The organism is Butyricimonas muris (assembly GCF_046365375.1).
Lineage (GTDB): Bacteria > Bacteroidota > Bacteroidia > Bacteroidales > Marinifilaceae > Butyricimonas > Butyricimonas muris.
Genome location: NZ_JBKEIT010000003.1, coordinates 345,817 through 372,283, shown reverse-complemented (window position 1 = coordinate 372,283; position 26,467 = coordinate 345,817). Strand labels below are relative to the sequence as shown.

Below are 26,467 nucleotides of genomic sequence, written 5' to 3'. Positions count from 1 at the left end.
ATCTTTTCATCGAAAACGATGTAAATAATCTGCATTATTTATTTTTCTCCTCCACTTGGCAGCTCGCTCTTTTCCTTTCCGGCAAGCATTTTGCTCTCCCCGTTAAAAGTCGCTCCCGCCTCAACAATCATCGTGCGCGTGGTTATCGTTCCCTTGATTTTCGAGTCTTTTCTCAACACGATAGAGCCTGTCGAAACGATGTCCCCTTCAACTTGCCCGTAAATATCTATACTCGGGGAATTTACCCCTCCGGTCACTTTGGAGGCAGGACCCAAAACCAAACGACCATTGGTCTGCACCGTACCAACGAGCGTGCCGTCAATCCGTATATCTTTCGTCGTCCGAATATCACCTTCCACAACGATACCTTCACTCAAAAGATTCAAGATGGTCTGTACTTCTTTTCCCATATATTCTTTCTCTTAATAAATCATACTACTATCAACACGATATTTTCAGGACTGAAAGTTAGTAAAAATAAATCAAAATACTTCAACCAAACCATGTAACTATTTAAAAACAAATATTATAAAACAACACATATTTACCAAGAAACATCTAAAAAGAGTGATACCCGCACGATGTCCACCAATTAGACAAGAAACAACAAATCGTTTTGCAAGATGATACCCTCATCATATTTTTACTACTTTTGCCCGTTCAATAACGAGAACTTGTTTTAATACAGAGGATATATGAATTACAATGAAACTTTAGAATGGCTGTTCGCCCAACTTCCCATGTATCAACGCGAGGGAAAAGCCGCGTACAAAGCCAATCTGGATAACACGTTAAAACTGGACGAGTATTTCGGTGCACCGCATCACCGGTTCAAAACGATACACGTGGGCGGAACCAACGGGAAAGGTTCCGTGTCACACATGCTCGCTTCTATTTTACAAACAGCGGGATACAAGACCGGGCTATACACCTCCCCTCACTTGAAGGACTTCCGCGAACGAATCAAGATTAACGGGGAAATGATGCCCGAGCAATACGTGATTGACTTCGTGGAAGAGAACAAAACTCTTTTCACGGGTATAAAACCTTCATTTTTCGAAATGACGGTAGCCATGGCATTCAAGTATTTCGCCGATCAACAAGTGGACATCGCCGTGATAGAGGTCGGGTTGGGCGGACGGCTCGATTCCACGAATATCATCACACCTCTGGCTTCCGTGATCACGAATATTTCATTCGACCACATGGCACTTCTGGGAGATACGCTGGAAAAGATCGCCCGCGAGAAAGCGGGAATCATCAAGCCAAACGTTCCGGCAATCGTCGGCACGAGGGATGCCGATACCGATTTCGTGTTTATCGGGAGAGCCAAAGAGTGCGGTACGACGCTTGAATTTGCTTCCGACAACTGGAACGCGGAGCGCACCCCGGGTAACACTTACAATCTAAAAAACAAGCAAGGCATCACGTTCGACAACCTGCATCCGGATCTGAAAGGATTGTACCAACGCAAAAACATCCCCGCGGTTTTGGAAACGGTATTGAGTCTACGGGCGCAAGGGATAAACATTTCGGATCAACATATACATGACGGTATAGCGAACACGATTCGCTACACGGGATTACTCGGACGCTGGCAGGAATTATCCCGTGCCCCTTACACGGTTTGTGACACGGGACACAATATTGACGGGTTGACGGAGATCGCGGCTCAACTGGAAACGTGCAAGTACGAACGACTCCATTTCGTCATGGGCATGGTGAACGACAAAGACGTGGATAGCGTATTGCATATCTTACCGAAAGACGCGATCTACTATTTCTGTAAAGCGTCTATCCCCCGGGCAATGGATGAGCATGTATTGGCGGAAAAAGCGGCAGCCCACCATTTACACGGTAAAACGTACCCGACCGTCGCGGAAGCATACGCGGAAGCAAAAGCCGCCGCCACTCCCGATGACATGATCTATATCGGGGGAAGTACATTCGTGGTAGCTGAAGTTATCTGACATCACCGGAAAGGCCCCTCTCGAACAAAGCGAAGAACCTCGTGCAAGCTACCGCGGACAAGAGATTTTTCGCCCCGTTCAAGAAGGACTTTTCCGGTAATCTCGAAATAGAAATTCCTAAAAATCAAACGCTACCCAAAGATTTGATACCTTGTAACTTCTCTTTGTTTATCAATACAATATCTCCATTCTTGACTTTATGCTTCTTTATCGGATAGCCTTCGGGGGTAAAAACAGCATCAACTTCAATCATTTGATTTAATTGACTTGCAGATACACCTAAACAATGGCGAATGACGGAGGATAATTTAAGTTCAAATTCAAAATCGGTTTGAATCTTGAATACTACCGATTCATCTCCCGCGTTCAGTATATCATTTATCGAAATATTATCATGCTCTATCTCGTATTCAACACTATTGTAATCAAATTTGACATTATTTTTCCGTGCCGTTTCGAGCGAGAAAGCATATTCCCAAGCTATATCTTCATCATTGTCCGAAAACTTGGTGAACAAATCTTTTCTTATCAGTTCGGGTTTTGTACGTGACAATATCGTCAAATTATATGTACTGTCACATTCCATACACCTGTAAATCAGCCATACATCAATGTTCCTTTTTTGCGCATTCATTCTGAATTTGTTGCTGCAATAAAATTTATTACAATTACATCGGTTACATTTTCTTTCTAAAGCGGGAGTGTTTTTAATCTTTATTTCCCATGTATACTCTGTTCTCATGATCTATACCGTACCTAATATTCTTTGAAAGTCTTGTTATGATTCACGACATCGCGCTACAACACGCGTCTCATGCCCTTCAAAAGAGCAATGCCATGAATAAAAATGAAATAGAAAACCTTTTCAAGTAGAATTACTCGAACGAAAGAATTATTAACCCGCGGTTTACAGGGCTAAATATTAAACCAGTATAAATCTAAGAATTGTTCTCAAAATGTGGATACTTATAATTTCGAGGTAAAGATAACTATTTTATCGGGAAAGCGCATAAACCACAAGTTAAATAAACAACAAGGGACTTATCGTTGCCGACAAGCCCCTTTTCTATCACGAAAAATCAAACTATAAACTATTTTTTCTTCTTGTCTGCCTTTTCATCCAAGGCCTTAAATACCGCTATCACGTTGTTGGCATCTTTCAGAGTCAGCTTGTCGTTTTTGATCACGAAACTCTTTGTATCTTCCAACACCTTGAAGAACGAAGCCTCGATATCCATATCCGGGCAGGCCATCTTCGTCGCCCCCATCCCGCTAAACGCCAATTCCGACTCGTTCAAATCGTAAGTCCCGAAAAAACGATTGCAACCCGCTTTCCCGGAAACCTTTTTATCGGTGGCGTCAAGAGTAAAGAAAACCTCGCTCTGCGCCTCCTTGAATTTAATTTCTTTTCCGTTCAAGCTTTCCGCCACCCACTTCACTCCCGTCAGAGAAACGCTTTCCTTAGCGGATTTACACGAAATCGCCAGAACTGTTATAAAGCAACAAACTATCATACCTTTCATAACTCGATCACTATTTTGGATAATATCATATTAATCATTTTCACACTAATCTCAACAAATACTATGCCAAATAGGAATATACCAACCCGATACTCAAAGCTAAAAAAAGCATTCTATTGCAAGAATTAACCTTTGAATTACTGAATAAATTCAATAATTGATTATATATTTGCACGTATTTTTAAAACACCATTTTTATGCGTGGAAGAGAAATAATTATCTACATATCAAAAATATAATAAAACAATGTCCAAGGTGATAAAACTGAAAAAAGGCCTTGATATCAAGTTGAAAGGAGAAGCGGAAAACGTGGTAAAAAACGTGGAGAAATGCAATCTCTATGCAGTAAAACCGACAGATTTCCGGTTACTTACTCCTAAACTTGCAGTAAAGGTAGGCGACCAAGTGAAGGCGGGCGATGTATTGTTTATTAATAAATACCGACCCGAAGTCAAATTCACGGCACCCGTCAGCGGTACTATCGAAGCCGTCAACAGAGGTGAAAGAAGAAAACTACTGGAAGTTGTCGTCAAAGCGGATGATCAAATCCAATACCGGGATTTCGGGAGTGCCGACGCGAACCAACTTTCCAGAAAAGAAATCATCGAAAAGTTGCTCGACAGTGGTGTTTGGCCTATGATCAAACAACGCCCGTACGACATCATCGCTAACCCGGAAGATATGCCGAAAGCGATATTCGTATCGGGATTTGATTCTGCGCCGCTTGCACCGGATTATGACGTAACCCTCGCGGATGAGCTTCCCGCGCTTCAAGCCGGAATCGATTGCTTAAAGAAATTGTGCGAGAAAAACGTGAATCTCAATTTGAGAGAAGGGACTCCTTCCACCTCTATTTTCACGAAACTGAAAAACGTGGACGTGAATTATTTCTCCGGACCGCACCCGGCAGGTAATGTAGGGATACAAATTCACCATTTGAACCCGATCAACAAAGGGGATATCGTGTGGGTGGTAAACGCCATGGATCTTGCCATCATCGGACGGGTATTCACTACCGGTAAATTCGATGCCCGCAAAGTGATCGCCATTGCCGGTTCAGAGGTGGAGAAACCCGCTTACTACAAGACGATCATGGGAGCCCAAATTAAGTGCCTCGTGAAAGGCAATTTGAAAAATCAAGTACACCAACGTATTATATCCGGAAACGTGCTCACGGGTTATAAAACCGACGAGGACAATTATCTCGGGTACTATAATAATATGGTAACGGTTATCCCGGAAGGCGACAATTATGAATTTTTGGGCTGGGCTATGCCGGGCTTCAACAAATTCTCGCTCTCCAAAACCTTCCCGTCATTCTTGTGCCCGAACAAGAAGTATTCGCTGAACGCGAACTATAACGGGGAAGAGCGGGCTTTCGTGGTTACCGGACAATACGAGAAAGTCCTTCCCATGGACATTCTGCCCGTGTACTTGCTGAAAGCAGTTTTGGCCGAAGACCTTGATAAGATGGAACAACTCGGCATGTACGAGATTGCACCGGAAGACATGGCTTTGTGTGAATTCGTTTGTACCTCCAAGACTCCCGTTCAAGAGATTCTGGAAAAAGGTATAGAGTTAATGATTAGAGAACTGAACTGATTTTAAATTGTAAATTTTAAATTGTAAATTCTAAAACGCTTACGATTCGAAAATTTAAAATCTAAAATCTAAAATTTAAAATATTAAAGATGAATTTCTTACGCAAATATTTAGACAAGCAGAAACCAAAATTCGAAAAGGGAGGCAAGCTGGAAAAGCTTCATTCCGTTTTCACCGGTTTCGAGTCTTTCCTTTTCGTGCCTAATCGCACGACAAGTTCAGGGTGTAACATCAGGGACGGTATCGATTTGAAAAGAACCATGATCATCGTGGTACTGGCACTGGTTCCCGCCTTGTTGTTCGGTATTTACAACGTGGGGTACCAACACTTCAAAGCCTTGGGAGTAGAATCCGGACTTTTCGAAATGTTCTTCTACGGGTTATGGAAAGTGTTGCCCATGATCATCGTTTCCTACGTGGTAGGACTGGCGATAGAATTTACCGCCGCGCAAATCAGAGGACACGAGATCAACGAGGGATTCCTCGTGTCGGGATTATTAATCCCGATGGTGATGCCGGTCAACGCACCCCTCTGGATGGTGGGAGTATCTACCGCCTTCGCCGTGATTATCGGTAAAGAGATTTTCGGTGGTACCGGTATGAACATCTGGAATCCCGCTTTATTAGCCCGTGCATTCTTCTTCTTCTCCTACCCTTCCATGATTTCGGGGGACAAGGTTTGGATTGCCGGAATGCCCGACGGATTCTCACAAGCTACCCCGCTGGCCGAAGCCTCTCAAGGCTTACCGGCGACCTATGACATGGCATCCATGTTCTGGGGATTGATTCCCGGTTCTATCGGTGAAACCTCCACATTCTGCATTTTACTGGGAGCAATCTTATTGATCGCGACAGGTATCGGCAGCTGGAAGATTATGCTTTCCACCTTTATCGGGGGATACTGTATGGCGTTGTTATTAAACTACACGTTACCGGAAACGAACCCGTACGCCGCAATCACCCCGATCGCACACCTCATCATGGGTGGATTCGCATTCGGAGCCGTGTTCATGGCAACCGACCCCGTGACTTCCGCTCAAACGGAAAAAGGAAAATGGATATACGGATTTATCCTCGGTGTGATGGCCATCCTGATTCGTACGCTGAACCCCGGTTACCCGGAAGGTATGATGCTCGCTATCCTGTTGATGAACACCTTTGCCCCGCTTATCGACTGGTTCGTGGTTCAAGGAAACATCAAACGCAGACTTAAAAGAGCCAAAACCGCACAATTGTAGATTTTAAATTTTAAATTGTAAATTTCACTCTAATCTTAAAATCTAAAATCTAAAATTTAAAATTAATAGAGATGAACAAACAAGGAAATACATATACCTTTATCTATTCCATCGTTTTGGTTGTCGTGGTGGCGGCTATATTGGCCGTGGTATCTCTTTCACTAAAACCACTGCAAGATGAGAATATAGAGAACGAGAAAAGACAGAATATACTGAGCTCGGTGAATGTCAATTCAACCCCGGAAACTTCAAAAGAGTTGTTCGACAAAATTATCAAAAGACAATTCATTCTGAATTACAAGGGAGAGGCCATCGAGGGAAATGCTTTTGAAGTTGACATTCCCGTGGAAGGAAAAAAACTTCAGAAAGCCATCAAGAATAGTCCGGAACTGCAAAAAGCGTTGAAAGACGGACGCATGATTGCCGAAGTAATAAAAGACGATAAAGCATTGGCAGATATCAAATTCCCGGTATTTGTCGCTGACGTTGACGGAGCAATCAAATACATACTTCCGGTTTACGGGGCAGGACTTTGGGGTCCGGTATGGGGATATCTCTCCTTGAACGAGGACAAGAACACGGTTTACGGCGTGCTGTTCGACCACAAGGGAGAAACTCCCGGGTTAGGAGCCGAAATCACCCAACCGTTCTTTAAAGAGCAATTCAAGAGCAAGACGATCTTCGACAACTCAACCCTAAAAGCAATTACCGTGAAAAAAGGCGGAAACGCTACCGGTGCCCACGAAGTAGACGGTATTTCGGGAGGAACAATCACGTCGAAAGCCGTTGAAACGATGATTGCCGATTATCTAAAATGTTACGAACAATTCTTAAAACAAATACAGTAATGAGCGATAAAGAAACATTATTTTCAGCCAAGAACCGGGGATTATTACTCGGTCCGTTGAACAAGGATAACCCGGTACTCGTGCAAGTGTTGGGTATATGTTCTGCTCTCGCCGTGACGGCAAAACTGGAACCCGCCATCGTGATGGCTCTTTCGGTAACGGCAGTAACGGCATTCGCTAACGTGATCCTTTCGTTGCTACGGAACACCATACCGACACGTATTCGTATTATCGTGCAATTGGTGGTAGTTGCCGCTTTGGTAATTATGGTAGACCAAGTTTTAAAAGCGTTCGCTTACGAGGTTAGTAAACAACTATCCGTATTCGTCGGCTTGATCATCACGAACTGTATTATCATGGGACGTATCGAGGCTTTCGCGTTAGCAAACAAACCGTGGCCCTCTCTGCTTGACGGTATCGGCAACGGTTTGGGATACGGTCTGGTACTTGTGATCGTGGGCTTCTTCCGTGAATTACTGGGTTCCGGAACTCTGTTCGGTTTTAAAGTTATCCCCCAGATATTCTACGATTGGGGATACCAGAACAACGGGTTGATGATCCTCCCCCCGATGGCTTTGATGCTCGTAGGATTGATCATTTGGGTTCAACGCTCAAGGAACAAAGAGTTGATAGAACAGAAATAGTGAACTAAAAAGAAAAATAGAATATGGAAAATCTATTAAATATATTTGTCCGGTCTGTATTTATCGATAACATGATCTTCGCCTACTTCTTGGGTATGTGTTCATACCTTGCCGTATCGAAGACCGTGAAAACATCGTTCGGATTGGGTATTGCCGTTGTATTCGTGCTATTGATTACCGTTCCGGTAAACTACCTGCTCGATAATTTCGTGTTACAAAAAGGAGCTTTAGCGTGGTTATTGGGAGAACAAGCTGCCGCTAACATAGACTTGAGCTTCTTGAGTTTCATCATGTTTATCGCGGTCATCGCCGCTATCGTGCAATTGGTTGAAATGGTCGTGGAGAAATTCACTCCCGCGCTTTACAACCAATTGGGTATCTTCCTCCCGTTGATCGCGGTGAACTGTGCCATCATGGGTGCTTCCTTGTTCATGCAAGAGAGAGGATACGCGAATATCGGTGAGGCCACGGCATTCGGTTTAGGTTCAGGTATCGGTTGGTTGCTCGCTATCGTGGGTATCGCCGCCATACGCGAGAAACTGAAATATTCCAACATCCCCGCCCCGCTTAGAGGTATCGGTATTACCTTTATCGTGACCGGATTGATGGCTATTTCATTCATGAGTTTCTTGGGTATTAACCTGTAGTAATTTTAAATTGTAAATTTTAAATTGTAAATTTCAAGACTTACAATTTAAAATTTAAAATCAATAAATCTAAAATTAGTAAGATGATTTTATTAGCAATAAATACAACAATTGTCCTGTCGGGGATCGTGGTGTTTCTCATCGTGACACTGCTTCTCGTGGGTATGCTTTTGTTCGCGAAAGCTAAACTTACCCCCAAGGGAGAAGTGAAAGTCAGCATCAACCAAGGCGAAAAAGAATTAGTTACCGAGCCCGGCTCCACGCTTCTTGCCACACTCGGGAACAACAAGATATTCCTTCCCTCCGCTTGTGGTGGAAAAGGTTCTTGCGGTATGTGCCGTTGTCAGGTAGAATCAGGCGCGGGGTCTATACTCCCGACCGAAACAGGGTTCTTCTCGTACAAACAACAGCACGATAACTGGCGTCTGGCTTGTCAGGTAAAAGTGAAGGAAAACATCGAGATGAGCGTTCCGGAAGAAGTACTCGGTATCAAGAAATGGGAATGTGAAGTGGTTTCCAATAGAAATATTTCCACATTCTTGAAAGAATTTGTGGTAAAATTACCGGAAGGCGAAAACTTGAAATTCAAATCGGGTGGATATATACAAATTGATGTACCCGCCCTTGACGTGGATTTCAAAGACATGGATATTGACGAGAAATACAAGGCTGACTGGGAACGTATGAAGATGTTCGATCTGAAAATGCATAACCCGGAACCGACTTACCGCGCGTATTCCATGGCTAACTCTCCGGCAGAAGGCAACATTATCATGTTGAATATCCGTATCGCGACTCCCCCGTTTGATAAAGCTATAGGTGGATTTGCCAACGTGAACCCCGGTATCTGTTCTTCTTTTATCTTCACGCGTAAACCGGGAGATAAAGTAAACATTTCCGGCCCTTACGGGGAATTCTTCCTGAGAGATACCAACAACGAGATGATGTTCATCGGTGGTGGTGCCGGTATGGCTCCGATGCGTTCGCATATCTTCAACTTGTTCCACACGATGCACACGGATCGTAAAGTAAGTTTCTTCTACGGTGCCCGTGCCCTGCAAGAGGCTCCCTACGTGGATGAATTCAACAAGATTCAAGCAGAGAACCCTAACTTCCATTGGACGCTGGCTCTGGATAAACCGGACCCCGTGGCTGATGCAGCCGGAGTAGCTTACACGCCGGGATTCGTGCATCAGGTAATCTATGAAACCTACTTGAAAAACCACGAGAACCCGGAAGACATCGAGTATTATCTCTGCGGTCCCCCGATGATGATCGCGGCCGTAACCAAAATGTTGTACGATTTGGGGGTACCCGATGAAAACGTGATGTACGACAACTTCGGAGGATAAACCAAATTCCTTCAATCATAAAAAGAAAAACAGACCGGACTCTTTACATTCCGGTCTGTTTTTCTTTTCCCCTCTCCCACGCTTATCTCCCGCTCTTCTCCGTATATCATGGCGACCAAGTCCTGACTAGGTTCTGAGTAAGTCCTGACTAACTCCTGTCTATACAGGACTTGGTCAGGACTTAGTCAATAGGTAGTCAGAAGATAAGAGCCGACAAACACGGGGAAAAGAAAGAAAGATCACGTGTGCCAAAACTCCATTTCTAAAGAAACTCCTCCGTCTGCTTCGCAGCCACCTCCTCTATAAACAGAGGATGAGTTAAAATACAGTCTTAAACACAAGAAAAGCAACCTGCAATTCGCCGAAGGTGACTATAAACAATCACTAATTTCTCATTTTGCTCAAATTCACCCCGTACAGGATTATAAATAATAAAGCGAAAAAGCCGGATACGATCATTGAAGCCATAACTACCATATTCCAGCCGGAATACATAGGCAATACAAACAATTGCGCTATCTGAGCGAAAGCATACAAATAGAATCCGGTTCTTTTCAAGTTAAACATCAAAATAGCCCCGCTCAAACTCATTAAAGCGAACAAGGTCAATAATGAATAAATCGGAATCGCGTGTTTAATCGTGGTCTGCAACATTTCAATGGAAGATCCCATGAAAGAAGACATCCACGAAGGAGCTCCTTCTGTACCTGTCATTGTTGTTATCTGTTGGATCTGCGCCACTATCGCTTCGGGAGAAAACGCAACCAAACTGAATAAGTTGGATACCGTTCCCCAACCACTACCGATAAAAGTTAAAATACAAAGTACTGTCAGAAAGGTCGGTCTTACCGGTTTTTCTGTTTCAAAAGGATTTTCCATAGCAAGTCATTTTTTTATACAACAACAAACATAAATAAAATTTTGAAAATTAAAAAGCGGGAGGACGAAAAAAAGTCGGGAAATACTTTGCTTAGACGAACGAATTAGTATAATTTTGGGCAAGATTTTATAAACGTCTATATTATTAAAAATCTAAATAATGGAAAGAGATACTCAAATTTTCGACCTGATTGACAAGGAATGCCATCGCCAGAAAGAAGGACTGGAATTGATCGCTTCCGAGAACTTCGTGAGTGAACAAGTTATGCAAGCCATGGGTTCTTGCTTGACGAACAAGTATGCAGAGGGATATCCCGGAGCTCGTTACTATGGCGGTTGCCAAATCGTTGACCAAACGGAACAATTGGCTATCGACCGTGCCTGCAAATTATTCGGTGCCGAATTCGCTAACGTGCAACCGCACTCCGGGGCACAAGCTAATGCTGCCGTGTTCTTCGCTTGCATGAAACCGGGCGATACCTTCTTGGGACTTGACTTGGCTCATGGCGGACACCTTTCACACGGATCACCCGTTAATCTTTCCGGTATCAACTACCACCCGGTAGCTTACCACGTGAAAGAAGAAACCGGAATGGTAGATTACGACGAAATGGAAAAATTGGCTATCGAGCACAAACCCAAAATGATCGTATCCGGGGCATCTGCTTATTCTCGTGACTGGGATTACAAACGTATGCGTGAAATCGCTGACAAAGTAGGTGCTTTGTTAATGTGCGATATGTCACACCCTGCCGGATTGATTGCCAAAGGTTTATTGAACAACCCGATGGAATATTGCCATATCGTGACAACTACCACTCACAAAACGCTTCGCGGACCGCGCGGTGGTATGATTCTTCTCCCGAAAGACTTCCCGAATCCTTGGGGATTGAAGACTCCGAAGGGAGAAATCAAAATGATGTCACAAGTGATCAACTTTGCCGTGTTCCCGGGACAACAGGGCGGACCGCTTGAACACGTGATCGCTGCCAAAGCCGTTGCTTTCGGGGAGGCATTATCTGACAGCTATACCGAATACGCTAAACAAATGCTGGCTAACGCCAAGGCTATGGCGAAAGCATTCGTGGAAAAAGGTTATAAAGTTGTTTCCGGCGGAACTGACAATCACTCTATGTTGATTGACTTGAGAACCAAATTCCCGGAATTAACCGGTAAGAAAGCTGAAAATACGTTGGTATTGGCAGACATCACGATCAACAAGAACATGGTTCCGTTCGATACCCGTACCCCGTTCTCCACGTCAGGTTTACGCGTGGGTACCCCGGCTATCACTACCCGTGGTTTGAAAGAGGAGCATATGCCTATCGTAGTGGATATGATCGACAGAGTATTGAGTAACATCGACGATGCCGCTGTTATCGCTCAAGTGAAGAAAGAAGTAAACGCGATGATGAACGACAGACCTATGTTTGCTTGGTAATCATCGTACCCGTATAAAAACAGTCACGCGATTCTCAACGAGTCGCGTGATTGTTTTTTTTACGGATAACCCGTGCATTCTTTTTCAGATCCTTTAAAGCCTTTTTCATGGCATTACGCAACAACGTTCCGGCGGAACGGGCAAACACGACCTCTTCATCCCCTTGATCCAAGGTAACGGAAGCAATTACCTGTTGATAATAGATTCTAGCCCCGTCAGCGACATCATACACGGCGATGCTTACCTCCGATTCGCTTTTCTGGTAATAGACCGGGTTCCCGGGATACACCAGATCAGGAACCTCGTCCCGAACCTTTCGTGCCGTAGCCGTCACCACGTAATCGAAATCCGTCGATTCCTTGAATATCTTCAGCACTTGAGGATTCAACTCGAACGTCAGCTTGCTCGGGTTTATGTACTTGAATCTCACATTCTCGATACTATACACGGAATCTCCGCCTAATTTCTGTAAACACGCCAATAAATCCCGATTCAAACTCTCCCTGTACATGTACGGTATCTTCGAGTCCAAATTCGTGACCAACCATTTCCCCTCGCTGAAGTCCAATGACTTCGGCGACTCGTACAAGTGTATATAATGGGGTGTAGCGCACGCCCCCAATATCATACTGACAAAAACAAATAAAACTATCCGATTCCTCATACTATTATTAGTTCATCCCTTAGTCTTTCACCAAATCAAAATAATGCATATCAATCACTTTACCGTTCTTCACGGCAGCTTTGCGCAGTATTGCCTGTTTCGTGAACCCGGCCTTTTCCAGTACTTTCATGGACGCCGGATTATACTCGTAAACGGTGGCAAACAAACGAATGATATCCGTTTCCCGGAATACATAATCCACCACCCGGCGTATTGCCTCGCTCATGATTCCTTTATTCCAATAATCTTCACTCAACCAATACCCCAGTTCCGCGCTATATCGTTCGACGTCACACAGGGGAATGAAACCGATTCCTCCCACCGCTTTCCCATCCGCCACGATAGCGAAATCCTGCACGTACGGTTTATCCATCGTTACACGGATATACGTCCCGGCATCCTCCCTCGTGTAAGGATAAGGCAAACCGTCCCGTACGTTATTCCATATATTAATATTACTGATATTTTCAGCCAAAGAATCGACATCGGCAAGCGTCCATTCTCTCAATAAAAAACGTTCTCTCTCGTCTCGTATCTCCATATTCATATCATTTGTTTAATAAAACCCCTACTCCAAGTCAATGAAATATTACTAAAATGTTAATTTTCTTTCCCAATAAAGAAAAATACGAACTTTCAGGTGGTAAATATACCTATTTTCACGTATATAGCAGAAAAAAAGCACGGAAAACGTTGCATTTATTGAATCAATTCGCTATATTTGAAACAAAACACTAAGTATGATAAGATTCGTATTACATAGCCTTCTGATCTTGGTGGTAACACAACTCACGAATGTTGCCATGGGACTGGTTATGACTGAATCTCAACGCGGTGCCATCGTTTGTCAGATATCAGAAATACATGACTCTATCACCAAAGCGGAAGCCTTTGATATCATGAACCCCAACGATATGCCGGTACTCCAGAACACGCTCGTCAGCATGAGGAGATCGGAATTGCCTTGTCGGGTTCGAGTCATGCTTGACGGAATCACCGCTGACGAATACGAATATCCAATTCTCAACCCGAAGACAGACAACAAGGGAACACGTGACGTGTTCATATCGCAACCCAAGCGATATTTCCATGAGCTCTGCCTTCTAATCATTTGAAAAACCAGTACATATTTGGCACGTATCTTGTATCGTGAATACATAGGATACATTTGCTAAGTGTTACCCAAGTTATAAAACGGAGCAACGCGTAAAGCGTTATATATATACACACACAATACACACAAAAATGAAAACAACTTTATTCAGTAGAAATCGGGAAGAGAAAAATTACGAATTATTTTTCGAGCCGGAAGAATTGCACCGGGTGCAATATTTGTTAGAAACCAAACAGTTCCTCGGTCTGTCTGAGTTACAGAAAAGCGAGGACGCGAACACGGGTATGAAATTGAAACTCTCACTGGCTGAGCGCGGGAAATTAGCCACAGCTCAACTATTCGAGTATATAATGTCTGCTTACGAAGCAGTTTCACCTATTATGATTTTCCGTAATAAAGAAGCGGTAGCTCTCTCGGGAGCAGTCACGCTGGAAGATTAGACATTCTTTAAGTAAAAAACGGGTTCAAGAAATTGAGCCCGTTTCTTATTTCATGGGAAATATTTCCACATGTATAAAAAGTATTTACCACACTTTTCCTCATATCTGTTTGTTCATCTTGAAAAGGAGTCCCTTTTTATTAAAATAAAATAAGGTAACGACTGCCATCACGAAAGAAATAAAATCCGCCATGGGCAAACTGGCCCACACGCCCGTGATACCCCAGAAACGGGGTAAAATCAGCAGGAACGGTATCAAGAATATCAACTGGCGCGACAACGACAGGAATATAGAAACTTTCGCTTTCCCGATAGACTGGAAAAAATTGGTAATAATAATCTGACACCCGACCAGTGGAAATAACAAACAAGTTATCCGTAACCCGAACTTTGCAAGCTCCGTCAACTCATGATTATCCGTGAACATACCCACGATAAAGTCCGGGAATAATTGGCTCGTGATAAACCCGAACGTCGTGATCGAGATTCCCGTGATCATGGCATAACGCAACACACGTCGTACCCGGTCAAACAATAACGCCCCGTAATTATACCCGACTACCGGCTGCATTCCCTGCGTGAGCCCGATCTCGATCATGATAAACAACGTCAACACCCGGTTCACGATGCCATAAGCCCCGATTGCCAAATCTCCACCGTAGCGCATGAAACTATTATTCAAGATAATCACCACCGTACTGGCGCACACGTTCATCAAGAAAGGCGACATCCCTATAGAAAGAATACTTTTGATTATCCGGCCTTTTAACCGGAATATTCCGGCCTTGAAATGTACCGAACTATTCTTGTTTATAAAATGTGCCAGAATCCACACCAACCCGCTCGTCTGCGCGATCACGGTAGCGAACGCTGCCCCCCGGATTCCCCACCCGAAATGGAAAATAAATATCGGGGCTAATATAATATTCACGAAAACCGTCAACAGCGATGACAACATGGCTTTCTTCGGGTATCCCGTCGCGCGCATCAGGTTGTTCAACCCGATAAAAGTGAAAGCGATAGGATTTCCCAATAGTATCACCTCCATAAAATCTCTGGCGTAAGGCATCGTGGCCTCGCTTGCCCCGAAGAACCGCAACGTGGGCTCCAGTAATAACGTGGCAATCCCTCCGAAACAGAATCCGAGAATAACGCACAGCAAAAACACGTTCCCCAACACCGACGAGGTCTTTTCCATATCTCTCTGTCCCATGTATATGGAACTGATCGTGGCTCCCCCGACACCAATCAGTGTACAAAAAGCAATAATCAGGTTCATCAACGGGAAAGTAATCGCCAATCCCGAAATGGCAAGCGGTCCCACGCCATGACCGATAAAAACACTATCAATAATATTATACAACGATGTAACCGTCATCCCGATGATAGCGGGTATCGAGTACTGAAGCAATAACTTCCCGACGGGTTTTGTTTCCAATAAATGCGATGCGTCCGCAGCAGACATAAAATGATCCTCCTTTCTTTAGTATTACAGCCTCGTTCACTCCCCCTCGATCACCATCAGATAAGAACAGAGAGCGCGAAGATAGCAAATAGTTTATAAAGTTTATAAGGTTTATCTAGGGCAACCGCATCAAAATAATTTTTACTATTTTCCTTCCTTTTTCAAGATAAGATTCTGGTGTATTCAGTTATTTTTCTATAATGAATAATAATTATACCATGTATTTTCGTATTATCAAACTTTATTCAATTTCAATTTATTTTCTATTATTCTACCTTTATAATAGAAGATGAATAGGAGTTGAATGGGAGTTGAATGGGAGTTGAATGGGAGTTGTTATAAAGAAACTATAAAGTATATATATCATATATAATTACTATTTAACTTATCTCACACTAAACAAGAGAGAAAAAGGGGATAATTTTTCTCTCTATTCAATTTTGACGCATTTGTCCTAAAGGTTTATAAAGTAGAGGATTCCCAAGGAGACGCCGCATATAAAGCATCCCGCGGATATCTATTACTTTATTAAACCTTATAAACTCTATGAACCTTACAAACCCTTATTTTTTTCCCTTGAATAGTCTGCCGATCCGCCCCACACCCCAGCGTAATACAATGGGTATAGCCGCCTCTATCAAAACAGGCGAAAAATCTTTTAACATGGCACCCAGCATCGGGGTATCGCGCACCTCCTTTTCTTCCTTCGGGGTATCGTCCCTCCTGCCGGAAAAAAACAACGACGAGATACCGGAAAACAACAATTTCCCAGAATGGCGATGGATAAAACGGAAATCCTCGTTCAGTTTTTCCTCCTGCAAACGGCAACTCTCACGCACCCGTTTCTGTTCCGCCCGTAATATCTCCAGCGGGGTCGGTGGTTTCTTCGTCCTCTTTTTCATCTTTACTCATCATCGCGGTTATAATCTCGTTTGTCACCCTCGCGCTAATCTTCTCCCGGAACAACAGAATCAGCCCGAACAACAACAGGTACATCCCCACTACCAACAAAAACCCCAGTGCCACGCTGTTCAATATCTCGCCGAGGAAAAAACCAAGGGCGAGAAACAGGAAAAGAATAGCGAAAAAGGCGAGCAATACCAAAACAATACCGTACGAGAAGACCGCCATAGTCTTGGCTACCCTCTCGTACGTGTTCAATTTCATTAGCTCAAGTCTCGTCTCCACATAGGTTGAAATGTCATTTTTCAACCCGGAGAAAGTCTTTTCGGCGAAATTCTCCATAAGCCGTTACTTGGTTTCAGCAGCCGCTCTCCCCTCGTGTTCAGTCTTTCCCGCTACTTTTTCCGCTACATCATGTACATTCTCGGAAACATGTTCGCGTGCTTCCTCGGCTTTTGATTTTGCTTTAGCGTATACGCCTTTCACCTCGTCCTTTACTTTGGCAACAGCGTGATCAAACTCTTCGGCTAATTTCTTGCGGTTGTCGGCAACCATTAAATACCCGACAGCTACTCCAACTACCGCGCCTATACCCAGACCCAGCAGTAAATTTGAAGTTTCGTTTTTCATATTCGTCTAATTTTTAATTTATATATTTACTTCAACGAATAGAACTGCAAAAAGTTTGCCTTTTTCTTTATTTTTCAAGACTAATTTTAACGACTTATAAAATGCACTTTCAACGGGTCATACCGTTCCGTCACAGTATCCGTTTCCCTCGCCGTTTTCCCGATCGCGACCACGGCGAACGGCACGAATTCCGACGACAAGTGCAATGCTTTTTTCACCTCGTGCACGAAATGCATTTTCGGGTACACCCCGATCCATGCCGTTCCCAATCCTTCGGCATAGGCTTGCAGCAACATATTCTGCACGCAGGCTCCCAATTCCTGCGGCCAATTACCACCCTCCAGACCTGCCAGCCGGGTATTACAACACACGAGTATAGCCATCGGGGCTGTCCGCAACGCCTCGCTCCCCGGCAAAATCTCCGCCAACTCGTGCAGATGTTTCGCATCCTCCATCACGAAGAACTCCCACGGGCGACGATCTTTCACCGAGGGTGCGTACATTCCGGCACGCACCACACGCTCGATCACTCCCGTGCAAATCTTCTCCCCCGTGTATTCCCGCACCGTGCGGCGACCTGTAATCGCCTCGTCCGCGGAAGCCATCGTCGTGAATTTCTGGCTTTTCATCTCCGTCGCCAATTCCCGTACACGGGGAATAATGCGCATAAAATGTCCGCTTTCCTTATGTGTCGCCAGCACCGCCTCGTTCTCCCACGTTTCTATGATCATCATCGTGTCTTCCAGCCGACAATTTTCCAGTATCTCGTAACCGATACATCCCCGCTCTCCTCGCGAGAGGTCTGCCATTTCGCTCAACAAAGCCGCAACTTCGGCGCGTACCCCGGCACCGACCGATAAAGTAACATTTATTCTGATCATATCCTGTTCACTTAGAAATTCGACATTCCACACCCCACTACCTTTCTCCCCGCTTAAAATCATACAAATTTATAAAAGTTCAATGACTATTTCATAACCTAAAAGAACTTTTATTCGTAAATGATTTCAAAGCATACTTGCGGGTATCGCTACTTTATAAACTAAACCTTATATTTGTGGGCTTAAAAAACGAACAAATGATACAACCGTTAGATATTATACGCAAATACTACACGCTTGACTCCCTCGCGGGACAAAGTCTATTGATACACAGCCAACTCGTGCGGGACAAAGCACTCGCCATCGCTATGCGCCACGCGGAAATGGATCTCGATATCTCCTTTATCAAAGAAGCCGCCATGTTGCACGATATCGGGATATTTCTCACCAACGCTCCCGACATCGGGTGTTTCGGCGAATATCCTTACATTTGCCACGGCTATCTCGGTGCCGATTTACTCAGGAAAGAAGGACTGCCTCGCCACGCCCTCGTGTGCGAACGTCACACGGGCACAGGGCTCACGATCGAAATGATACAGGAAAAACATCTCCCGCTTCCCCTTCGCGACATGCAACCCGTCACGCTGGAAGAGAAACTCATCGCTTTCGCCGACAAGTTCTACTCGAAAAGCAACCTCACCCGCGAAAAGAAAATCAGTAAAATCCGTGCCGAAATGTTGTTTCACGGGGCGGATTCCGCCGCCCGCTTTGACGAATGGTGCAGACTGTTCTTGTAATTTAAAATGGAGTGTTATTCTCCATTTTGCTTTCTACACCAGTTCTTTATCCCGCATTCCCCGCATTTCGGGCTTCGTGCCGTACACACGTACCGTCCATGCAAAATCAACCAATGGTGTGCTCTCGACAACCATTCCGCCGGGATATTGGCCACGAGTTGTTTCTCTGTTTCCAGTGGAGTACGTGCCCCTGTCACCAACCCGATACGATCGGCCACACGAAACACGTGCGTGTCCACGGGCATTGCCGGACGCCCGAAAGCCACCGCTTCCATAACGTTCGCGGTCTTTCGTCCCACACCGGGCAAGGTTTGCAGTAACTCGAAATCAGACGGCACTTCCCCGTTGAACTCGTTCATCAATTTCTTCGCCATTGCCGACAAATGTTTGGACTTATTATTCGGGTACGATATCGACCGTATCAACTCGAAAATCTCTTCTATCGTGGCGCCCGCCATCGCCTCGGCTGTCGGGAATCGCTCGAATAATGCCGGAGTCACCATATTTACCCGCTTGTCAGTACACTGTGCCGACAGGATGACCGCAACCAGCAACTGGAAAGGGTCATTATAACGCAACTCCGTGTCGGCAACGGGCATCTCTTCCCGGAACCATGCCAACACGCGGTCATATCTTTCTTTCAATTCCATACCTTATATATAATTACAAGTTTCAAGTCCGCAAGTTACAAGTTATTTTTCAAAATACACGCCCCGAAGTCGATTCTGTAATCACACGATCAACTAAATTCATCCCACGGGCGACGCAACTTTCCCTGCACGAAGTGAAGTGTTTCTTCCCACAAAGCCCGACAAGCCGGAAGGTCACGAGCCTCGGCAGGTAGTTTGACGGGATGACCGCCACGGAAAAGACTACCCGTCACGTGGGCGTAGCGGTCGGTAGTAGCGAGCATAATGGCAGAGGATGCTCCCCGCGCAGGAGATTTGATAAAGGGACGGAACAGAAGATCGGTCAACGGGTCATACCAACGTCCCATCGTGATCATGCCCGTATCGACTACACCGGGATCGACCGCGTTAGCAGTAATCGTGCGCCCGCGTAACCGCCGGGCAAGTTCCGCCGTGAACATGAGCACGGCAAGTTTAGAATCCGGATACGCCCGAAAACGCCGGAAACGTTCCGGGTCGGGAACAAGGAAACGCTCTCCCACGTGTCCCATGCAAGTGGTGATCGAGGTCGTGTTGATAACACGCGATTCGATGCCGTGTCCCATGAACGGGAGTAACGAATTGGTCAGCAACCACGTCCCCGCGTAATTCACACCGACGGTCATTTCCAGCCCGTCTTCCGTCAGAGAAAATTCGCCGGGCATCGTTCCCGCGTTATTCACCAGCACGGCAATATCCTTTCTTGTCATTTCCTCGGAAAACATTTGAATGGACGCGAACGAAGCGAGATCAAGACGATATAATTCCACGTTTGAATTACCACTCTCCCGTACAATATCCTCGCGCACCGGTATCGCTTTCGCTATATCGCGACAAGCCATCACCACGGGCATTCCCGCCCGGGCTACCGCCATCGCGATTGCCCGTCCCATGCCGCCGTTAGCACCCGTGACTATTACCCAACCTTGTTTCATTTTTCTTTCCTTTTATCCTTCTATCTACCTCTCGAATCGCCCACCTGATCACCCCTAATGGCACGAGTTTCAATGTCCCGATCATGAAATAATTGAATATCCCCGGGATTACTCTTGCCCGACGACGGAACATAGCCCGTAACCCGCGGCGAGCCAACGAACGGGGAGTCATCATCACCCCAAGGCGCAAGGCGAGTCTTTGCAAATGTCGCGGTAAATTGTACAAGTCTGTCGCTACCGCACCCGGACACACCGCAGTGACACTTACCCCGTGGTCAAGCATTTCCAACCGGAACGCACGGGAGAAATTTCTAAGAAAAACTTTCGTGGACGCGTAAAGCGAAATTGACGGGTAAGGTAACCACGCCGAGGCGGACGACATATTCAAGATATACCCGCGACGGCGGGATTTCATATCTTCACCGAAAAGACGGCATAGCATTGTCGGTGTAGTCACGTGAAGCGTCAGCATCAACTCCACCCGATCAACGGGAACATCCACAACCTGCTCGAAATAGAATACACCCGCGTTATTCACCAGTATATCAACCGTGAATCCCCGTTCTCGACAAAATTCGTGCAACCGCACCGCCGCATCGGGTACAGCCAGATTCATGCACACGGGATAAGTCCGGGTTCCGTATTTCGCAGCGAACTCTTCCGCCGCTTCCCGTAGCGGGATATCCTCGTTGCTCACCATCACCACCTCGTATCCCTTCTCGCACAACTGCCGGGCATATTCCCGTCCGATACCGGAACTCGCTCCGGTTACAACAGCCGTGAGGTTCGCCTTCGGCGAGTTACACGTTGCAGGTTGCAAGTCACATTCGCCATTTGTTTGCCTTCGGCAAGTTGCAGGTTGCAAGTTACATTCGCCTTCGGCGAGTTGCAAGTTACTTTTCATTCCGATAATCACTTAATCACTAAATCTCTAATCACTTAATCACTCAATCGGCAATCATAAATCATTTAATCGTTCCATTTCCTTTACCAGCGATTTCGGCAAATCCTTCAAGTGATGATGGCACGCCATCTCACGCGAGTACATTCGGGCAATACAATAATTGACGTGCTCACAAGTATTTCGGGCGTTCTCTTCTCGTGCCATACGGTTCACGAAATCCGGTTCGTTAAGTAAGGCTCTTGCCATAGAAACAAACTCGAATCCCGAATCCAGCACCCGATCTATCGTGTCACGGGCTATCAGACCACCGACAAAGACGAGAGGCAAATGCAACGCCTCACGAAATTTTATCGCGTCATCATAAAAATAAGCTTCTTTGAAAGGTTCCGTCGGAATCATAAAACGTCCTGCCAAACGTACCCCCCAGCGTAACCACGCCTGATGCATATAATGTGTCATAGAACGTATCGGCATAGCCCCGCGCATCACGTACATCGGAGCCCGACTGACAAACCCGCCACTAAGAATAAGAGCGTGTGCTCCTGATTTTTCCAAAGCTTTCGCGACCTCGATACACTCCGGTACTTCCATGCCACCGCGAAAACCGTCGCGTGTATTCACTTTCACGAGGATAGCCATATCATCGCCCGCCGCCTCCATCACCTCGTCCATCACGATACGCATAAAACGCATCCTGTTCTGGAGCGAACCACCATACTCGTCGCGACGATGATTGGTATAAGGCGAAAGAAACTGACTAATCAAATAACCATGCCCGGCATGAATCTCCACGGCATCGAATCCCGCCTCTCGGGCAAGACGCACGGAGTTACCATACTCCCGTGCCATATCGACGATCTCGTCCCGTTTCATTCCCCGCACGAGCGTGGGCGAATAAATATTGAAACCGCTGGACGCGGAGAGAGGCATACAACCACATATCGAGCGATGGGACATATTCCCGCAATGCCCCACTTGAATAGATGCCGCAGCTCCCTCGGCGTGGATATCATCGGTTATACGCCGCAAACCGGGAATGATTTCCCGCCGCAACCATAGCTGGTGAGGAAACGACAATCCGCTCCTCGTCACTGCCGCATATGCCAAGGTGGTCATACCGATTCCCCCGCGGGCTACCGCCACGTGATAATCATGCAACATATCCGACGGGGCATTCCCCGGGCACATTCCCTCGAAAGCAGCCGCCCGAATCGTCCGGTTGCGCAATGTCAAAGGACCGATATTATAAGGCGTGAACAGTTTGCTGCCTTCGGCAGTCGCAGGTTGCGGGTTACATCCGCCGTTAGCGAGTTGCAAGTTGTTGCTGTTAGTGGTGTCTTCTTTCATGTTAACCTTTTTATCTTTGAGAACTAATATATAAACGGTATCACCCGCTTCAAACGCATCGCGCGCACCTCATCACCGAATTCGTCAAGATAACGATGATAAATAGTGTTCGCTCGCGGCACAAGGTTCGCGAATGTCCAAACGACAAATACCGTGCCGGAAAGAGACCACGTGAGTATGGCAAAACCTGTCCACTCCACGATTTCACCGAAATAATTCGCGGAAGTCACGTAACGGAACATACCGCCTCGAGGCAGATAATGAGCCGTGTCACCGGGACGACGCAAATGCCGGATAATATAATCGGAATGAAGATTGATAAACATCCCCCCGAAAAATACGACCGTACCGATGATAAATTGCGGGGTGGTCAGCCACGCCGTCGTGTACATATCCGCGGGAGAGAAATAAAATATCCATCCCCCTTGCATACATGCATTAAGCACGTTGAACGTGATTCCCATAAGCACGATACCCAACGGCATACGTCCCTTACCCTTCAGCAGAAACGGGAAAATGAACGAACGCTGGAAATAATGTATCTCGAAAAAAAGAAAGAATAAAAACGGAACAATATCAAAACGACGATCGGAAAAATACCAGTAAAGCAACATCGCCACGAAAACGGGACTCTCCATGAGCACCCACCCCAACCGATTATTCAGCGGACGTCCCCACTTCGCGTCAAAAAACATACCATATCCCGCCTTCACGAAATAAAGTGCCACGAAAACGATAACCGCAATTCCGGTCATCACGAATAAAAATATATGAAATGTATCCATACAATAACCTTTTATTAGTTTCCGGCAAAACTAATAAAAAGTTTATAAAGTTTATAAAGTTCATAAGGTTTATAAAGTAATAGACACAGTCCGAGAAGCACCCGTTACTTTATGAACTTTACAAACCTTATGAACTTTATGAACCTATTTATCGTTTAGCTTCCCCGTGCGGTCCCGGCAATCCGTCACGGAAACGGATACTGGCATGCGTACCGTCGCAGAATGGCTTGTTGGACGAGGCACCGCAACGACAAAGAGTAACCCGATTGCGAAGTTCGTATTTTACCCCCTCCGTGTCGTCAATAGGAATCCCCCCTCTCACGAACAGCGGACCACTGCAACGTTCCTGAGGATCTTCAAGTAACACGAGCGAGGGAGTCAGCCTGTTCTCGATAAACTCACCTTTCTCCTTGTCCCACGCCTTCAGTCTTCCGGCAGGACAATAATTCGCCTCGCGCACGGTAAGTTCACGTGCTTCCTTATCGTCGGATTCCTCGACAAGATTCCACACCTTACCGTAAGCATCACAAAAACGGGCAAAAGCACAATATTTCTCGTTATCCGTCAATTCCAATTCCGGACCGTCGAACACGTCGGCGTTATCGAGTAAAGGTATATTATCGGCAGTCAGCGAGGGATCCCAATTGGTGGTCAAATGGCTACCGTCACAAAAGGGGTGATTCTTTGATGCACCGCAACGACAAAGCGCCACGGGGTCATCTTCCAAATCGAACTCGATACCGTCGCGATACGACCACGAAGTACCTTCCTCATTTTGCACGATAAACTGTTGTTTCATGGGTGGACGCCCGTAGACCATATAAGGTCCTTTGCGATCCACCACGATAGAATACTTATGATCGTTCAGGGGTGTCCCCGGTTCTATTTTACGCTCTTTCATGACTTATAAGATTTATAACATGATAGATATATCGTAAAAAAATAAGGTTTTGTTTCAAGAAATCACCACATTATTTCTTCACCCGCGTGAAAAAATAATGTTCTTCATTCGATAGTTCCGGGTTAAACGTGAAACCGTCCCAACGAAAAGACTTCAACTCCTCGGGGGCCTCGATACGGTTGAGCAGAATGTGACGGGTCATAATACCTCGTGCTACCTTGGCATAAGTACGAATTGTCTCGTATTTCCCGTCACGCCACTCTTGAAACTCCGGTGTGATCACCTTCACCTTTTCCCGGATCACGTCCATTTGTAACGCCCCTTGTATATCAAGACTGGCGAGGTTTACCATAATACCACCGGCAGAACGTACGGCATCCAGCAACGGGATTGTCAACTTGGGCGTCCAATAATCGTAAAGATCACCCCCGTTTGTCCCGTTCAATTTTACCGCGAAAGCGATACGGTACGCCTGTATCAGATCAAGCGGTCGTACCAACCCGTAGAGCGTTGAAATAATACGGAGATGATTCTGGGCATATCTCAGATCGTCTACCGCAAATGAAGCAGGATCAATAGCTTTGAACACACTCCCGTTATATGCCAGCAACGCCTGTTTGCGAGGATTCGACAAACTACCGAACTTTTGATAACGTTCGTAATTCTCCTGAGCCAACTTATCACTGATCTTCAACATTTTCTCTAAATCGGATGCCGAAAAACGACGCATCTGTTCCGCGAGATACTCCGCCTCGGTCGCGTACTCGGGTATAGAACCCGGAACATCTTTCTCTACCGCGGACATATCCATGGCCTTTGCCGGTGATAAAATAATCAACATAACTTCTAATGTATTTCTTCAATTTTATACCCCGCACCCTCGAATGCCTTGCGCACGGAACGGGTATCGCCCGTTTGCAACGTCACTGTCAGTACTTTATCGGGATGTTTCAAATCAACAGTCCAATCCGTAACGTCCCTCGTGCTATTCAAGTACGGGGTAACTTTTGATACGCAACCATTACATTTTAGGTTTGTCTTGAATCGAAATTTCTTTTCCATGTCTAATCTGTTTATAAAGTTTACAAGATATGACTATCATTACCTGACATTGCAAATTATCATTTATATGTTTACGAATACAAGTGCTTCTATGTTTCAAATGACAGGCATATAAAGTATTAGATCACCAAATTCCATACCAAGGGTAAACTTTTTTTTGACATTATTATAGGATCTCCATAAAATCTTTGCCTGTTCCCGTGTCTACCTACCGTCCGCAAGGAGAAAAATGAAACAATTCGTTGTTTTTTATAAAATATTCGCGTAACTTACTTCCCGGCTATAAATACAAATGATCAAGAAGGAAAATATAAAACATACAGCTATGAAAAGAAAAGATATTACCCTCCACGTGGCACCAGAGGCTCTCATGGCTCTTGCTCTAATATTGGAAATGAAACTCGATGAATGGGACGAAGACCCGCAGAAAGAACTTTACATGCTCATGCCCGACCTCATTGATGAATTCAAATATACCATAGACGAAATGACCAGACAGGGTACTCTCGCCAGTAAAATATTCGGGAAAAATCGTGAAATACGTCCGGCAAAAATCACCTTTACCAGCACAAAAGGAGAACACGTGCTATATCCCACGCAAGACCTGCCCGTGGTGGACGGTTGGCATATCCTGTTTATCGGCGGAAGAATAAAAATCGGGGTAAAAGGACAAAAACTCACCCCTGTATCCATAAGGCAAGGAAAACTCGTGCCGAAAGCTATCGACATAAACGAAATCTACAAAAAGCTAGTCATAGGAGCCGGCTTCGCTTACTATGAAATGGAAGATGAACTGCTCGATATCACTGACAAAGGCGCCGTCCCAATCACAGGATGCTCCATTGAATGGGAAAAAAGCGACTTCTGCCTCTGAAAATAAAAGTTCAC

General features: G+C 45.4%; 31 protein-coding genes. 12 read left to right on the top strand and 19 right to left on the bottom strand.

From position 1 onward, the window contains the following. Positions 1 to 38 precede the first annotated feature (38 nt). Positions 39 to 410 (bottom strand): bactofilin family protein, encoded by a 372-nt coding sequence (locus ACK8P8_RS07025; protein WP_369860630.1) that lies wholly within the window; start codon positions 408 to 410, stop codon positions 39 to 41. Positions 411 to 695: 285 nt separating this feature from the next. Here ACK8P8_RS07025 and ACK8P8_RS07020 point away from each other — a divergent pair, with 285 nt between their 5' ends. Then, positions 696 to 1,970 (top strand): bifunctional folylpolyglutamate synthase/dihydrofolate synthase, encoded by a 1,275-nt coding sequence (locus tag ACK8P8_RS07020; protein ID WP_369860631.1) that lies wholly within the window; start codon positions 696 to 698, stop codon positions 1,968 to 1,970. Positions 1,971 to 2,094: 124 nt separating this feature from the next. Here the strand turns inward: ACK8P8_RS07020 and ACK8P8_RS07015 are convergent, their stop codons facing one another. Further along, positions 2,095 to 2,712 (bottom strand): DUF1062 domain-containing protein, encoded by a 618-nt coding sequence (locus ACK8P8_RS07015; RefSeq protein WP_410025662.1) that lies wholly within the window; start codon positions 2,710 to 2,712, stop codon positions 2,095 to 2,097. Between the two features lie 349 nt (positions 2,713 to 3,061). Beyond that, positions 3,062 to 3,493: an META domain-containing protein gene (locus ACK8P8_RS07010; protein ID WP_227214597.1), complete on the bottom strand. Its 432-nt coding sequence runs from the start codon at positions 3,491 to 3,493 to the stop codon at positions 3,062 to 3,064. Positions 3,494 to 3,739: 246 nt separating this feature from the next. On the opposite strand from ACK8P8_RS07010, the gene ACK8P8_RS07005 reads away from it, so the two are divergent. From ACK8P8_RS07005 to nqrF, 6 genes are all read left to right on the top strand, one after another. Then, positions 3,740 to 5,095, top strand: coding sequence for a Na(+)-translocating NADH-quinone reductase subunit A (locus ACK8P8_RS07005; RefSeq protein ID WP_186975258.1), 1,356 nt, complete (start codon positions 3,740 to 3,742; stop codon positions 5,093 to 5,095). An 89-nt stretch (positions 5,096 to 5,184) separates the two neighbouring features. Then, positions 5,185 to 6,333: an NADH:ubiquinone reductase (Na(+)-transporting) subunit B gene (locus ACK8P8_RS07000; protein WP_369860632.1), complete on the top strand. Its 1,149-nt coding sequence runs from the start codon at positions 5,185 to 5,187 to the stop codon at positions 6,331 to 6,333. A gap of 71 nt (positions 6,334 to 6,404) precedes the next feature. After that, positions 6,405 to 7,181 carry an NADH:ubiquinone reductase (Na(+)-transporting) subunit C gene (gene nqrC, locus ACK8P8_RS06995; RefSeq protein WP_099292254.1) on the top strand — a complete coding sequence of 259 codons (777 nt, stop codon included), beginning with the start codon at positions 6,405 to 6,407 and terminating at the stop codon, positions 7,179 to 7,181. Beyond that, complete coding sequence (locus tag ACK8P8_RS06990; protein WP_099292253.1) at positions 7,181 to 7,825, top strand: NADH:ubiquinone reductase (Na(+)-transporting) subunit D; 645 nt, start codon at positions 7,181 to 7,183, stop codon at positions 7,823 to 7,825. The genes nqrC and ACK8P8_RS06990 overlap by 1 nt, the downstream gene beginning before the upstream one ends. A gap of 23 nt (positions 7,826 to 7,848) precedes the next feature. Continuing rightward, a complete protein-coding gene (gene nqrE, locus ACK8P8_RS06985; protein ID WP_099292252.1) occupies positions 7,849 to 8,472 on the top strand; it encodes an NADH:ubiquinone reductase (Na(+)-transporting) subunit E in 624 nt (207 codons plus the stop codon). Positions 8,473 to 8,555: 83 nt separating this feature from the next. After that, positions 8,556 to 9,824: an NADH:ubiquinone reductase (Na(+)-transporting) subunit F gene (gene nqrF / locus ACK8P8_RS06980; RefSeq protein ID WP_099292251.1), complete on the top strand. Its 1,269-nt coding sequence runs from the start codon at positions 8,556 to 8,558 to the stop codon at positions 9,822 to 9,824. 384 nt (positions 9,825 to 10,208) lie between these two features. On the opposite strand, the gene ACK8P8_RS06975 is transcribed toward nqrF, so the two are convergent. Next, positions 10,209 to 10,703 carry a hypothetical protein gene (locus ACK8P8_RS06975; RefSeq protein WP_099292248.1) on the bottom strand — a complete coding sequence of 165 codons (495 nt, stop codon included), beginning with the start codon at positions 10,701 to 10,703 and terminating at the stop codon, positions 10,209 to 10,211. 160 nt (positions 10,704 to 10,863) lie between these two features. On the opposite strand from ACK8P8_RS06975, the gene glyA reads away from it, so the two are divergent. After that, positions 10,864 to 12,144, top strand: coding sequence for a serine hydroxymethyltransferase (glyA, locus tag ACK8P8_RS06970; protein WP_099292247.1), 1,281 nt, complete (start codon positions 10,864 to 10,866; stop codon positions 12,142 to 12,144). A gap of 34 nt (positions 12,145 to 12,178) precedes the next feature. On the opposite strand, the gene ACK8P8_RS06965 is transcribed toward glyA, so the two are convergent. Together ACK8P8_RS06965 and ACK8P8_RS06960 are read right to left on the bottom strand one after the other, a co-directional pair. Continuing rightward, positions 12,179 to 12,808: a hypothetical protein gene (locus ACK8P8_RS06965; protein WP_369860634.1), complete on the bottom strand. Its 630-nt coding sequence runs from the start codon at positions 12,806 to 12,808 to the stop codon at positions 12,179 to 12,181. Positions 12,809 to 12,827: 19 nt separating this feature from the next. Continuing rightward, positions 12,828 to 13,349, bottom strand: a complete 522-nt coding sequence (locus ACK8P8_RS06960) for a GNAT family N-acetyltransferase (protein WP_369860635.1) — start codon at positions 13,347 to 13,349, stop codon at positions 12,828 to 12,830. Between the two features lie 199 nt (positions 13,350 to 13,548). On the opposite strand from ACK8P8_RS06960, the gene ACK8P8_RS06955 reads away from it, so the two are divergent. Continuing rightward, a complete protein-coding gene (locus tag ACK8P8_RS06955) occupies positions 13,549 to 13,923 on the top strand; it encodes a hypothetical protein (RefSeq protein WP_186975252.1) in 375 nt (124 codons plus the stop codon). Between the two features lie 130 nt (positions 13,924 to 14,053). Continuing rightward, positions 14,054 to 14,362: a hypothetical protein gene (locus tag ACK8P8_RS06950; protein ID WP_099292242.1), complete on the top strand. Its 309-nt coding sequence runs from the start codon at positions 14,054 to 14,056 to the stop codon at positions 14,360 to 14,362. Between the two features lie 99 nt (positions 14,363 to 14,461). Here ACK8P8_RS06950 and ACK8P8_RS06945 read toward each other — a convergent pair whose 3' ends face one another. The 5 genes from ACK8P8_RS06945 to ACK8P8_RS06925 all read right to left on the bottom strand — a co-directional run bounded on the left by ACK8P8_RS06945 (position 14,462) and on the right by ACK8P8_RS06925 (position 18,303). Further along, positions 14,462 to 15,826, bottom strand: a complete 1,365-nt coding sequence (locus ACK8P8_RS06945; RefSeq protein WP_186975251.1) for an MATE family efflux transporter — start codon at positions 15,824 to 15,826, stop codon at positions 14,462 to 14,464. Positions 15,827 to 16,389: 563 nt separating this feature from the next. After that, positions 16,390 to 16,728: a hypothetical protein gene (locus ACK8P8_RS06940; RefSeq protein WP_141560951.1), complete on the bottom strand. Its 339-nt coding sequence runs from the start codon at positions 16,726 to 16,728 to the stop codon at positions 16,390 to 16,392. Continuing rightward, positions 16,658 to 17,071 (bottom strand): phage holin family protein, encoded by a 414-nt coding sequence (locus tag ACK8P8_RS06935; RefSeq protein ID WP_099292239.1) that lies wholly within the window; start codon positions 17,069 to 17,071, stop codon positions 16,658 to 16,660. The genes ACK8P8_RS06940 and ACK8P8_RS06935 overlap by 71 nt, the downstream gene beginning before the upstream one ends. A 6-nt stretch (positions 17,072 to 17,077) precedes the next feature. Beyond that, positions 17,078 to 17,359 carry a YtxH domain-containing protein gene (locus ACK8P8_RS06930; RefSeq protein WP_099292238.1) on the bottom strand — a complete coding sequence of 94 codons (282 nt, stop codon included), beginning with the start codon at positions 17,357 to 17,359 and terminating at the stop codon, positions 17,078 to 17,080. An 86-nt stretch (positions 17,360 to 17,445) separates the two neighbouring features. Continuing rightward, complete coding sequence (locus tag ACK8P8_RS06925) at positions 17,446 to 18,303, bottom strand: nitroreductase family protein (RefSeq protein WP_369860637.1); 858 nt, start codon at positions 18,301 to 18,303, stop codon at positions 17,446 to 17,448. A gap of 137 nt (positions 18,304 to 18,440) precedes the next feature. Between ACK8P8_RS06925 and ACK8P8_RS06920 the strand changes: the two genes are divergently transcribed. Beyond that, on the top strand, positions 18,441 to 18,977 hold the full coding sequence (locus ACK8P8_RS06920) for an HD domain-containing protein (protein ID WP_099294515.1): 537 nt from the start codon (positions 18,441 to 18,443) through the stop codon (positions 18,975 to 18,977). A gap of 14 nt (positions 18,978 to 18,991) precedes the next feature. On the opposite strand, the gene nth is transcribed toward ACK8P8_RS06920, so the two are convergent. The 8 genes from nth to ACK8P8_RS06880 form a co-directional block, all read right to left on the bottom strand. Further along, on the bottom strand, positions 18,992 to 19,627 hold the full coding sequence (gene nth / locus ACK8P8_RS06915; protein WP_099292236.1) for an endonuclease III: 636 nt from the start codon (positions 19,625 to 19,627) through the stop codon (positions 18,992 to 18,994). Positions 19,628 to 19,716: 89 nt separating this feature from the next. Further along, positions 19,717 to 20,580, bottom strand: coding sequence for an SDR family oxidoreductase (locus ACK8P8_RS06910; RefSeq protein ID WP_186975248.1), 864 nt, complete (start codon positions 20,578 to 20,580; stop codon positions 19,717 to 19,719). Continuing rightward, positions 20,546 to 21,484: an SDR family NAD(P)-dependent oxidoreductase gene (locus tag ACK8P8_RS06905; protein ID WP_369860638.1), complete on the bottom strand. Its 939-nt coding sequence runs from the start codon at positions 21,482 to 21,484 to the stop codon at positions 20,546 to 20,548. Before ACK8P8_RS06905 ends, ACK8P8_RS06910 begins: the two co-directional genes overlap by 35 nt. Before the next feature lie 54 nt (positions 21,485 to 21,538). Continuing rightward, entirely contained in the window at positions 21,539 to 22,831 is a 1,293-nt protein-coding gene (locus tag ACK8P8_RS06900; RefSeq protein WP_369860639.1) for an NADH:flavin oxidoreductase, read from the bottom strand. 23 nt (positions 22,832 to 22,854) lie between these two features. Beyond that, positions 22,855 to 23,616 carry a DUF1295 domain-containing protein gene (locus ACK8P8_RS06895; protein ID WP_099292233.1) on the bottom strand — a complete coding sequence of 254 codons (762 nt, stop codon included), beginning with the start codon at positions 23,614 to 23,616 and terminating at the stop codon, positions 22,855 to 22,857. A gap of 148 nt (positions 23,617 to 23,764) precedes the next feature. Further along, positions 23,765 to 24,517 (bottom strand): CDGSH iron-sulfur domain-containing protein, encoded by a 753-nt coding sequence (locus tag ACK8P8_RS06890; protein WP_186975246.1) that lies wholly within the window; start codon positions 24,515 to 24,517, stop codon positions 23,765 to 23,767. Between the two features lie 70 nt (positions 24,518 to 24,587). Further along, positions 24,588 to 25,358 carry a YaaA family protein gene (locus tag ACK8P8_RS06885; RefSeq protein WP_303179780.1) on the bottom strand — a complete coding sequence of 257 codons (771 nt, stop codon included), beginning with the start codon at positions 25,356 to 25,358 and terminating at the stop codon, positions 24,588 to 24,590. Between the two features lie 5 nt (positions 25,359 to 25,363). After that, the gene (locus ACK8P8_RS06880; protein ID WP_186975244.1) at positions 25,364 to 25,579 is read right to left on the bottom strand and encodes a heavy-metal-associated domain-containing protein; all 216 of its coding nucleotides are present in this window, start codon (positions 25,577 to 25,579) and stop codon (positions 25,364 to 25,366) included. 325 nt (positions 25,580 to 25,904) lie between these two features. Here ACK8P8_RS06880 and ACK8P8_RS06875 point away from each other — a divergent pair, with 325 nt between their 5' ends. After that, the gene (locus ACK8P8_RS06875) at positions 25,905 to 26,453 is read left to right on the top strand and encodes a hypothetical protein (protein WP_186975243.1); all 549 of its coding nucleotides are present in this window, start codon (positions 25,905 to 25,907) and stop codon (positions 26,451 to 26,453) included. Positions 26,454 to 26,467 lie beyond the last annotated feature (14 nt).

Excerpts from the sequence above, each read along its gene's own strand:
- ACK8P8_RS07025 (WP_369860630.1), bottom strand. The coding sequence starts at position 410 with ATGGGAAAAGAAGTACAGACCATCTTGAATCTTTTGAGTGAAGGTATC.
- ACK8P8_RS07020 (WP_369860631.1), top strand. The coding sequence starts at position 696 with ATGAATTACAATGAAACTTTAGAATGGCTGTTCGCCCAACTTCCCATG.
- ACK8P8_RS07015 (WP_410025662.1), bottom strand. The coding sequence starts at position 2,712 with ATGAGAACAGAGTATACATGGGAAATAAAGATTAAAAACACTCCCGCT.
- ACK8P8_RS07010 (WP_227214597.1), bottom strand. The coding sequence starts at position 3,493 with ATGAAAGGTATGATAGTTTGTTGCTTTATAACAGTTCTGGCGATTTCG.
- ACK8P8_RS07005 (WP_186975258.1), top strand. The coding sequence starts at position 3,740 with ATGTCCAAGGTGATAAAACTGAAAAAAGGCCTTGATATCAAGTTGAAA.
- ACK8P8_RS07000 (WP_369860632.1), top strand. The coding sequence starts at position 5,185 with ATGAATTTCTTACGCAAATATTTAGACAAGCAGAAACCAAAATTCGAA.
- nqrC (WP_099292254.1), top strand. The coding sequence starts at position 6,405 with ATGAACAAACAAGGAAATACATATACCTTTATCTATTCCATCGTTTTG.
- ACK8P8_RS06990 (WP_099292253.1), top strand. The coding sequence starts at position 7,181 with ATGAGCGATAAAGAAACATTATTTTCAGCCAAGAACCGGGGATTATTA.
- nqrE (WP_099292252.1), top strand. The coding sequence starts at position 7,849 with ATGGAAAATCTATTAAATATATTTGTCCGGTCTGTATTTATCGATAAC.
- nqrF (WP_099292251.1), top strand. The coding sequence starts at position 8,556 with ATGATTTTATTAGCAATAAATACAACAATTGTCCTGTCGGGGATCGTG.
- ACK8P8_RS06975 (WP_099292248.1), bottom strand. The coding sequence starts at position 10,703 with ATGGAAAATCCTTTTGAAACAGAAAAACCGGTAAGACCGACCTTTCTG.
- glyA (WP_099292247.1), top strand. The coding sequence starts at position 10,864 with ATGGAAAGAGATACTCAAATTTTCGACCTGATTGACAAGGAATGCCAT.
- ACK8P8_RS06965 (WP_369860634.1), bottom strand. The coding sequence starts at position 12,808 with ATGAGGAATCGGATAGTTTTATTTGTTTTTGTCAGTATGATATTGGGG.
- ACK8P8_RS06960 (WP_369860635.1), bottom strand. The coding sequence starts at position 13,349 with ATGGAGATACGAGACGAGAGAGAACGTTTTTTATTGAGAGAATGGACG.
- ACK8P8_RS06955 (WP_186975252.1), top strand. The coding sequence starts at position 13,549 with ATGATAAGATTCGTATTACATAGCCTTCTGATCTTGGTGGTAACACAA.
- ACK8P8_RS06950 (WP_099292242.1), top strand. The coding sequence starts at position 14,054 with ATGAAAACAACTTTATTCAGTAGAAATCGGGAAGAGAAAAATTACGAA.
- ACK8P8_RS06945 (WP_186975251.1), bottom strand. The coding sequence starts at position 15,826 with ATGTCTGCTGCGGACGCATCGCATTTATTGGAAACAAAACCCGTCGGG.
- ACK8P8_RS06940 (WP_141560951.1), bottom strand. The coding sequence starts at position 16,728 with ATGAAAAAGAGGACGAAGAAACCACCGACCCCGCTGGAGATATTACGG.
- ACK8P8_RS06935 (WP_099292239.1), bottom strand. The coding sequence starts at position 17,071 with ATGGAGAATTTCGCCGAAAAGACTTTCTCCGGGTTGAAAAATGACATT.
- ACK8P8_RS06930 (WP_099292238.1), bottom strand. The coding sequence starts at position 17,359 with ATGAAAAACGAAACTTCAAATTTACTGCTGGGTCTGGGTATAGGCGCG.
- ACK8P8_RS06925 (WP_369860637.1), bottom strand. The coding sequence starts at position 18,303 with ATGATTTTAAGCGGGGAGAAAGGTAGTGGGGTGTGGAATGTCGAATTT.
- nth (WP_099292236.1), bottom strand. The coding sequence starts at position 19,627 with ATGGAATTGAAAGAAAGATATGACCGCGTGTTGGCATGGTTCCGGGAA.
- ACK8P8_RS06910 (WP_186975248.1), bottom strand. The coding sequence starts at position 20,580 with ATGAAACAAGGTTGGGTAATAGTCACGGGTGCTAACGGCGGCATGGGA.
- ACK8P8_RS06905 (WP_369860638.1), bottom strand. The coding sequence starts at position 21,484 with ATGAAAAGTAACTTGCAACTCGCCGAAGGCGAATGTAACTTGCAACCT.
- ACK8P8_RS06900 (WP_369860639.1), bottom strand. The coding sequence starts at position 22,831 with ATGAAAGAAGACACCACTAACAGCAACAACTTGCAACTCGCTAACGGC.
- ACK8P8_RS06895 (WP_099292233.1), bottom strand. The coding sequence starts at position 23,616 with ATGGATACATTTCATATATTTTTATTCGTGATGACCGGAATTGCGGTT.
- ACK8P8_RS06890 (WP_186975246.1), bottom strand. The coding sequence starts at position 24,517 with ATGAAAGAGCGTAAAATAGAACCGGGGACACCCCTGAACGATCATAAG.
- ACK8P8_RS06885 (WP_303179780.1), bottom strand. The coding sequence starts at position 25,358 with ATGTTGATTATTTTATCACCGGCAAAGGCCATGGATATGTCCGCGGTA.
- ACK8P8_RS06880 (WP_186975244.1), bottom strand. The coding sequence starts at position 25,579 with ATGGAAAAGAAATTTCGATTCAAGACAAACCTAAAATGTAATGGTTGC.
- ACK8P8_RS06875 (WP_186975243.1), top strand. The coding sequence starts at position 25,905 with ATGAAAAGAAAAGATATTACCCTCCACGTGGCACCAGAGGCTCTCATG.